Annotated in this window: 8 protein-coding genes; 3 read left to right on the forward strand and 5 right to left on the reverse strand. The window is 62.4% G+C overall.

Features of this window, described 5'->3' with window-relative positions; translation table 11 throughout:
* Window positions 1-502: 502 nt before the first annotated feature.
* From ABSG20_RS24955 to ABSG20_RS24970, 4 genes are all read right to left on the reverse strand, one after another.
* Window positions 503-1948: a sulfatase family protein gene (locus ABSG20_RS24955; RefSeq protein WP_423867164.1), complete on the reverse strand. Its 1446-nt coding sequence runs from the start codon at window positions 1946-1948 to the stop codon at window positions 503-505.
* Window positions 1949-2013: 65 nt separating this feature from the next.
* Window positions 2014-2835 carry a hypothetical protein gene (locus tag ABSG20_RS24960; protein ID WP_423867165.1) on the reverse strand — a complete coding sequence of 274 codons (822 nt, stop codon included), beginning with the start codon at window positions 2833-2835 and terminating at the stop codon, window positions 2014-2016.
* A 208-nt stretch (window positions 2836-3043) separates the two neighbouring features.
* Entirely contained in the window at window positions 3044-3178 is a 135-nt protein-coding gene (locus ABSG20_RS24965; protein ID WP_423867166.1) for a hypothetical protein, read from the reverse strand.
* A gap of 5 nt (window positions 3179-3183) precedes the next feature.
* Complete coding sequence (locus tag ABSG20_RS24970; RefSeq protein WP_423867171.1) at window positions 3184-3858, reverse strand: TenA family protein; 675 nt, start codon at window positions 3856-3858, stop codon at window positions 3184-3186.
* Between the two features lie 408 nt (window positions 3859-4266).
* Here ABSG20_RS24970 and ABSG20_RS24975 point away from each other — a divergent pair, with 408 nt between their 5' ends.
* The 3 genes from ABSG20_RS24975 to ABSG20_RS24985 all read left to right on the forward strand — a co-directional run bounded on the left by ABSG20_RS24975 (window position 4267) and on the right by ABSG20_RS24985 (window position 6812).
* Window positions 4267-4584, forward strand: coding sequence for a co-chaperone GroES (locus ABSG20_RS24975; protein WP_423867167.1), 318 nt, complete (start codon window positions 4267-4269; stop codon window positions 4582-4584).
* 149 nt (window positions 4585-4733) lie between these two features.
* Window positions 4734-6383 carry a chaperonin GroEL gene (groL, locus tag ABSG20_RS24980; RefSeq protein WP_423867168.1) on the forward strand — a complete coding sequence of 550 codons (1650 nt, stop codon included), beginning with the start codon at window positions 4734-4736 and terminating at the stop codon, window positions 6381-6383.
* Between the two features lie 198 nt (window positions 6384-6581).
* Entirely contained in the window at window positions 6582-6812 is a 231-nt protein-coding gene (locus ABSG20_RS24985) for a DUF433 domain-containing protein (RefSeq protein ID WP_423867169.1), read from the forward strand.
* A gap of 218 nt (window positions 6813-7030) precedes the next feature.
* On the opposite strand, the gene ABSG20_RS24990 is transcribed toward ABSG20_RS24985, so the two are convergent.
* The coding region (locus tag ABSG20_RS24990; protein ID WP_423867170.1) for a M28 family peptidase at window positions 7031-7339 on the reverse strand (309 nt) is incomplete at its 5' end.

The raw sequence follows: 7339 nt of genomic DNA on the forward strand, positions 1-7339 counted from the left end.
CGTCTTGCGTAGCATTCCAAAGCTCACAGGCGACCTCAATGTACATCCTGCCCTGCCATGTCATAGCCAGCCCGACGCTGCCGCGTCCACCGCATCTCATCCCGCGTGTCTGACGATCGCGAAACGCCCCTCATCTGGAACGAGACGGGTGGGACTATAACTGATTCGAACAAAAAGTAAACAGTAATATTTTTTTCATATGGGGCTTGACAACCGAACTATGACAATCTGTAGGGCGGATTAGCTTCGATGCCGGGCAAGCATTGCCCGGCATCGAAGCGTAATCCGCCGTTTCGCGGCATCGCACCGTCCGCGCGAGATGGCGGATTACGCCCACCGGGCCGCGCGTTGCGCGGACCCGCTCGGCTAATCCGCCCTGCGGACTGGTTCACAAATGCTGAAGCGATACCCATCAATCGCAATCTGAGAACATGATGGGTTTCGCGAAGGGCTCAACCCATCCCACGGACTGTCGTTGTAATGCCGCGCAAGCGGCGCTACTTCAGTGCAGTTCGGGATCGGGCTCCAATGTGACAGGCTTGGCACCCGGCCGATCGACCCAGTTCTTGCCCGTGTTGTTCTCGGTGAAACTCGCTTCCGTCTCCGGCAGCATGGTCGCGTTCCAGGCATTCCACTCCGCTTCGAGGCGCGCGTAGATATCCTTTTGCCGCTGCTTGAGGTTGGCGCGTTCCATCGGATCGTCGGCCACGTTGAAGAGAAATGTGTTGTCGAGAATCCTGAGATATTTCCAGTCGCCGACGCGCGCGGCGCGCTGCCACAGCGCCTTGTAGCGCCAGAACAGGCGCCGCTCGACCGGCGCCGCCCGCGCTTCAAGCTGCGGCAGCAGGTTGATGCCATCGGGCGGGAAGGCGGGATCCGGCGACGTGCCTGCCGCCGCGACGAGCGTGGGCAGCCAGTCCATGTTGGCCGTCACCTGTTCGCTGACGAGGCCGGCTGGAATGCGCGCCGGCCATGAGATCAGCGCGGGAACGCGCAGGCCGCCTTCAAGCAGTTCGGTCTTGCGGCCGTTGAACGGCCAGGTGTCGGCGAAGCGCTCGCCGCCGTTGTCGCTCGTGAAGATCACGATGGTATTGCGCGAAAGGCCGTTGTCTTCCAGCGCCTTGAGCACGCGACCGACCTGCGCGTCGAGCGCCAGGATCATCCGCTTGTAGATCTGCCGCGAGCCGCCGTCGAAATCGCGCAGGTTGCGGCCGCCAAGGCGATCGGATTCAGCCTGGTCGTCCGGCCCTTCCCACGGCCAGTGCGGCGCGTTGAAGTGCAGGCTGAGCAGGAACGGCTTGCCGCCGCGCGCATAGTCGGCGATCACCTTGATCGCCCGATCGCCGAGCAGGCCGGTCAGATAGCCGGGCTGCGAGGCCGGCGCGTCGTCGTCCCACAGATCGGGCCTGGCGAGGCTGTCGACATGCCGGAAATAGTCGACCGCGCCGCTCCGAAATCCGTAGAAATGATCGTAGCCGCTCTGCAGCGGACCGAAATCCGGCAGATTGCCGAGGTGCCATTTGCCGACCAGCGCGGTGTTGTAGCCAGCCTTCTTCAGGAGCGACGGCAGGGTCGGATGTCCGGGCGGCAGCCCGATGCCCGGCTTAGTCGACCCTGCAAGCGGTTCTTCAAGTCCCACCGGCAACCTCGCCTGATAACGTCCGGTGATGATCGCCACGCGGGAAGCCGTGCAGACCGGCGAATTTGCGTAGGCCTGCGTGAAGCGCGCGCCCTGCGCGGCGATGCGATCGATGTTCGCAGTTGTGAAGTCGCGCCCGCCGTTGCAGGAAATGTCGGCGTGCCCCATGTCGTCGGCGACGATGAAGACCATGTTGGGCGGGCGTGACGGCGCCTGGGCCAGCGACGCGGAGTCGGTCCCGAGCACGAGCGCGGCCCCGCCTGAGGCGGCAGTCGAGAGAATAGCCCGCCGAGTGAATTTCGCGATCATGGTTTTTCCAGTTCTTGATGCCTGAACCGCCTTACAAGATCATGATTCTTGCAAGGTACGACAGCTTAAGGAGCAAGCTTCTGGTTGTAACGCTCGAACATGGCCGCCGTAATTTCGGGACTGGACGGCCATTGTCCGCGCCGCGCTCCGGCATGGGTGCCATAGTCCTGCAAGCGGTCGGGGTCGGGTTGAACCACGTTTCCGGCCTTCAGAAACAACAGCCCGATTTTATCGGTCGGCATGCGCTGGGCAAAGGCGTCGGCCTCTTGAAGGACCTGCCGCAACCGCATCATGGTCGCGGCGGCGTCAACCGGCGGATCGCTCGCCAAGCGCCGAAAGTCGGCTTCGGTGTAACGCGCCTGGCGGCGAATCTCATTGATGAGTCCCTCGGGCGTAAAGCCGGGCGCTTTTTCGACGGCGGCGACGATAACCGCCCCAAGCGGCAGAATGCGATCATGGATCGTCAGCAAATCCACCGCGTCGCGCGGCTCGTGGCGTCCGGCGGCGGCCATGACCTTGTTCATCGCGAGATCGACCGGATGCAAGACATAGCCGAAGGTTTCATCCCGCAGCGTCGGGAAAAAGCGAAAATCGCTGTCGACCGCCCATTCCAGCTTCGTGGCCGCGCCCGCCTTCGAAGCCAGCACGGCATAAAACGTCGGCTCGCGCCGCAACCATTGCAGCGCATAACCATCGGCTTCCAAAACGGCACTATCGTTGGCAGACGCCGTTGCCACCCGTTCTTCGCGGTCATGGAAAATATCGATATCACCGGAATAGCGCGGCGTGTCCTGATTTAACGGCGTACTTCCGGCAACGTAACTTTCGGGATCGCGGTGCGACGCCAGGAGGTTCAATATGTCGATCTGGATCTTATGGAGCGGCACGGCAGGCCTGCTCGATCTGCTCTGCCAAACGCCGCGCGTTGCGGTCACCCTCGACCCGCAAACTCCGCGTAATGGCGAGAGCATCGGCGGCGGTCGGATCAGGCACCGGCGTGCTGCTCCACAAGGCGCTTGCGCCGTATTCCCGGAACGCGCGCCGATAGAGGCTCGCCAGGTCTTCCAGCTGTGGTAGTGGCTCTGGGCTCATGCCCTAGGGGTATAGCACATTCTGGTCGTGGCAACGACCGCCACCGCCAAGCTGGAGGACGCGGTGACCCGCGAACCGCTGTTGATCGGCGACCTCATCCTGCTCGAAATCCTGCAGGGCGCCCGCGACGAGGTCCATGCCGACTATCCAACACGTCCGCCCGCACGCCAGCCCATTTCCCAGAAATCGGCCTCGAGCCGGGTGGCTTCCTTGAAGATCACGATCAGCTCTGCCTCGCGGGCCGGCGTGAGGTAGAGATCCGCAAGACCCTCCAGGTGCGCCTGCGCTTTCGCCGCGACCTCCTGGTATGGTGCACCGGCATACTCGGCGATCCAGGCGCGATATGGGTTCGTTGCAGCCTGCGCATCGGGTCGCGTGGCGAGCCGCGTCGCGATCTCGGCGTAGCCGATCACGCAGGGGGCAAGCGCCACCTTGAGTGCCAGCAGATCTCCGCGCATTCCCGCGTCGAGCACGTAGCGTGTATAGGCCAGCATCTCGACCGCAGGAGGGGTTTGTTCAAGATCGCCGGGCAGCAGGCCCCAGCCGGCGCAGAGCTTGACATGCAGGTTCATCTCGACGTCGAGGATGGCCGAGAGGCCGGCCGCCGCTTCGCGCATGTCGGCGAGCTTCGGCGACTTGTAGACCGATAGCGCGTAGGCGCGAGCAAACTCGATCAGGAACAGGTAGTCCTGGACCAGGTAGTGACGAAATGCCGCTTCGGCGAGCGAACCGTCTGCCAACCCGTTCGTGAAGGGATGCTCGGTGTAGGCCCGCCACTCGGCAGATGCTTCTGCCTTTAGACGATCGAAGAAACTCACGATCTTTCGCCGGGTTTGCTTTTCCATCAACGTCTTTGGCTCGCTACCAACAGCGCGTCACAAACCGGACGGTGACCTTGATCTGCGCGAGGCTAATCCATCAGCCGTCTGCTTAAAAGAACTCCCCGCGAGAAAGCCGTCCGCGCATGACTGCGTACAGTCGCTGTCAGTCACCGACCGCATCGCATCCGGTTCAATAGGCCATAGTAATCAACGCGCTAGCGGCCTTGGCCTGGTAGCAATCGCTGCAGGCGTTCTGCCTCGAGAGACTCAAGTTGCCGTCAAACATTGGGCCGAAGCCCTTGCGCCGCCGTGTCACAGGCTTATGTGGACGTTGGCTGGCACTCGCTTATTTCGACTGCCAATCCAGAAATTATCACAAAGGCCAGAAAGGCCAAGGAGGATCGCATGAAATTCCGCCCGCTCCACGACCGCGTCGTGGTCAAGCGTATCGACGCCGAAGACAAAACCGCTGGCGGCATCATCATTCCGGATAGTGCCAAGGAGAAGCCCTCGCAGGGCGAAATCACGGCGGTCGGCCCAGGTGGCCGCGACGAAGCCGGCAGGCTGATCCCGATCGACCTCAAGGTCGGCGACCGCGTGCTGTTCGGCAAGTGGTCCGGCAACGAGGTCAAGCTCGATGGCCAGGAACTGCTGATCATGAAGGAAAGCGACATCATGGGCGTTCTCACCGATCTGCCCGTCGCGAAGAAGAAGGCAGCGTAAGCACTCGACAGATTTGCCTTGTCCTGAGAAGCCGGCGCAGCCGGCGTCTCGAAGGATGAGGCCATACGCTCAAATCATCTCATCCTTCGAGACGCCCGCCAAAGAGCGGGCTTCCGGGGCTGAGGGTCCAGTTTCAAACGGAGAAATCAATGTCAGCTAAGGAAGTCAAATTCGGCGTCGATGCCCGCGACAGGATGCTGCGCGGCGTCGAGATCCTCAACAACGCGGTCAAGGTGACGCTCGGTCCGAAGGGCCGCAACGTCGTGCTCGACAAGTCGTTCGGCGCGCCCCGCATCACCAAGGACGGCGTCACGGTTGCCAAGGAAATCGAGCTTGAAGACAAGTTCGAAAACATGGGCGCCCAGATGGTGCGCGAGGTGGCCTCGAAGGCGGCCGACGCGGCCGGCGACGGCACCACCACCGCAACCGTGCTGGCGGCTGCGATCGTCCGCGAAGGCGCCAAGTCGGTAGCCGCCGGCATGAACCCGATGGATCTGAAGCGCGGTATCGATCTGGCGGTGGACGCCGTGGTCGCCGACCTCGTCAAGAACTCCAAGAAGGTCACCTCGAACGAGGAAATCGCCCAGGTCGGCACCATCTCCTCCAATGGCGACGTGGAAATCGGCAAGTTCCTTGCCGACGCCATGAAGAAGGTCGGCAACGAGGGCGTCATCACCGTTGAAGAAGCCAAGTCGCTCGAAACCGAACTCGAGGTCGTCGAAGGCATGCAGTTCGACCGCGGCTACATCTCGCCCTACTTCGTCACCAACGCCGACAAGATGCGCGTCGAGATGGACGATGTCTATATTCTCATCTACGAGAAGAAGCTCTCCAGCCTGAACGAACTGCTTCCGCTCCTCGAAGCGATCGTGCAGACCGGCAAGCCGCTCGTCATCGTCGCGGAAGACGTCGAAGGCGAAGCGCTTGCCACCCTGGTCGTCAACCGTCTGCGCGGCGGCCTCAAGGTCGCGGCCGTCAAGGCGCCGGGCTTCGGCGATCGCCGCAAGGCGATGCTGCAGGACATCGCGGTTCTGACCGGCGGTCAGGCGATCTCGGAAGAACTCGGCGTCAAGCTTGAGAACGTTACGCTGGCCATGCTCGGCCGCGCCAAGAAGGTGATGATCGACAAGGAGAACACCACCATCGTCAACGGCGCCGGCAAGAAGGCCGACATCGAGGCGCGGGTAGCGCAGATCAAGGCGCAGATCGAGGAAACCACCTCGGACTACGACCGTGAGAAGCTGCAGGAGCGTCTGGCCAAGCTCGCCGGCGGCGTCGCGGTGATCCGCGTCGGCGGCGCGACCGAGGTCGAGGTCAAGGAGCGCAAGGATCGCGTCGATGACGCGATGCATGCGACCCGTGCGGCGGTCGAGGAAGGCATCGTGCCGGGCGGCGGCGTCGCTTTGCTGCGCGCTTCCCAGCACCTCAAGGGCCTGCGCACCAAGAACGACGACCAGAAGACCGGCGTCGAGATCGTGCGCAAGGCGCTGTCCTATCCGGCCCGCCAGATCGCGATCAACGCGGGCGAGGACGGCTCCGTCATCGTCGGCAAGATCCTCGAGAAGGATCAATATGCCTACGGCTTCGACTCCCAGACCGGCGAATACGTCAACCTGATCACCAAGGGCATCATCGACCCGACCAAGGTGGTCCGCGTAGCGATCCAGAACGCGGCCTCGATCGCCGCTCTCCTGATCACCACCGAAGCCATGGTGGCCGAACTGCCGAAGAAGAACGCAGGCGGCGGCATGCCCGCGGGTGGCGGCGGCATGGGCGGCATGGGCGGTATGGATTTCTAAGTCCAACCGTTCAGCGCTCGTTCAAATAAGAAAGGCCCGGCAGCGATGCCGGGCCTTTTGAAACCCGCCACACCCCGACACAATTGCGGCGCACCCTATCTGACTTAGGCACAAATCCGGTACATTCGGCGCACCGTGCCTTGCCATCCAACTCGGCTTGGCCCAATTTGAACCTTCCAGAAAGCCCAGGGTAAGGCAATGGATAGTATTGATTGGTCACAATGCCCCGCCGTAGAGAGCATCCCCGGCAAGCGCAGCGGCGCATGGGTTTTCAAGGGAACGCGGACGCCAATCTCGACGGTGTTTGAGAATATCCAGGATATGAGCGTCGAGGAATTGGTAGAGGAATTTGGTGTGACGCGAGAGCAAGTGCGCGCGGTTTTGTCTTTCGCCGCGCGCAGTGCCGAAGCCCCTGCCCCGCACTCTTGATGCTTGTCCCGTTTGATAACGGAACGCCTCGCACCCTTGCCCGCTATCTGATCGACCATCACGCCGTCACCGAAGCCCGCGCTCGCGGGTGGGACATATTGGAAAACGGCGCGTTACTCGATGCCGCCGAGGCGGCAGGGTTTGACGTGCTGGTAACGACGGACAAGAATCTGAGCTATCAGCAAAATCTCTCGGCCCGAAAACTCGGGCTGCGCCCGCTATTTTGCCGTTGCGGCGAGGCTCCTGAAATCCACATCCGATGCCGCGGCAAGATAAACGAAGGCCGACCACACCGCGACTGCCTGGCCGAGCTGCTTTGGATCGATCTTGTCGAGCGTGTCGTCCGCGGTGTGATGGGTGTCGAAGTAATCTAGCCCGTCCTGGCGCAGCGATGCCACCGGCACGCCGGCTTTCTGCAGTTCGCCGATGTCGTCGCCGCCGAACAGCGCCGGCCGGCGATCGACGTTGGCGCCGAGCGGCGCAATAACCCGCTGCAGCGTGTGGCCGAAATCACTGCCGGCGGCGCC

The sequence above is a fragment of the Bradyrhizobium sp. genome (assembly GCF_049512235.1).
GTDB lineage: Bacteria > Pseudomonadota > Alphaproteobacteria > Rhizobiales > Xanthobacteraceae > Bradyrhizobium.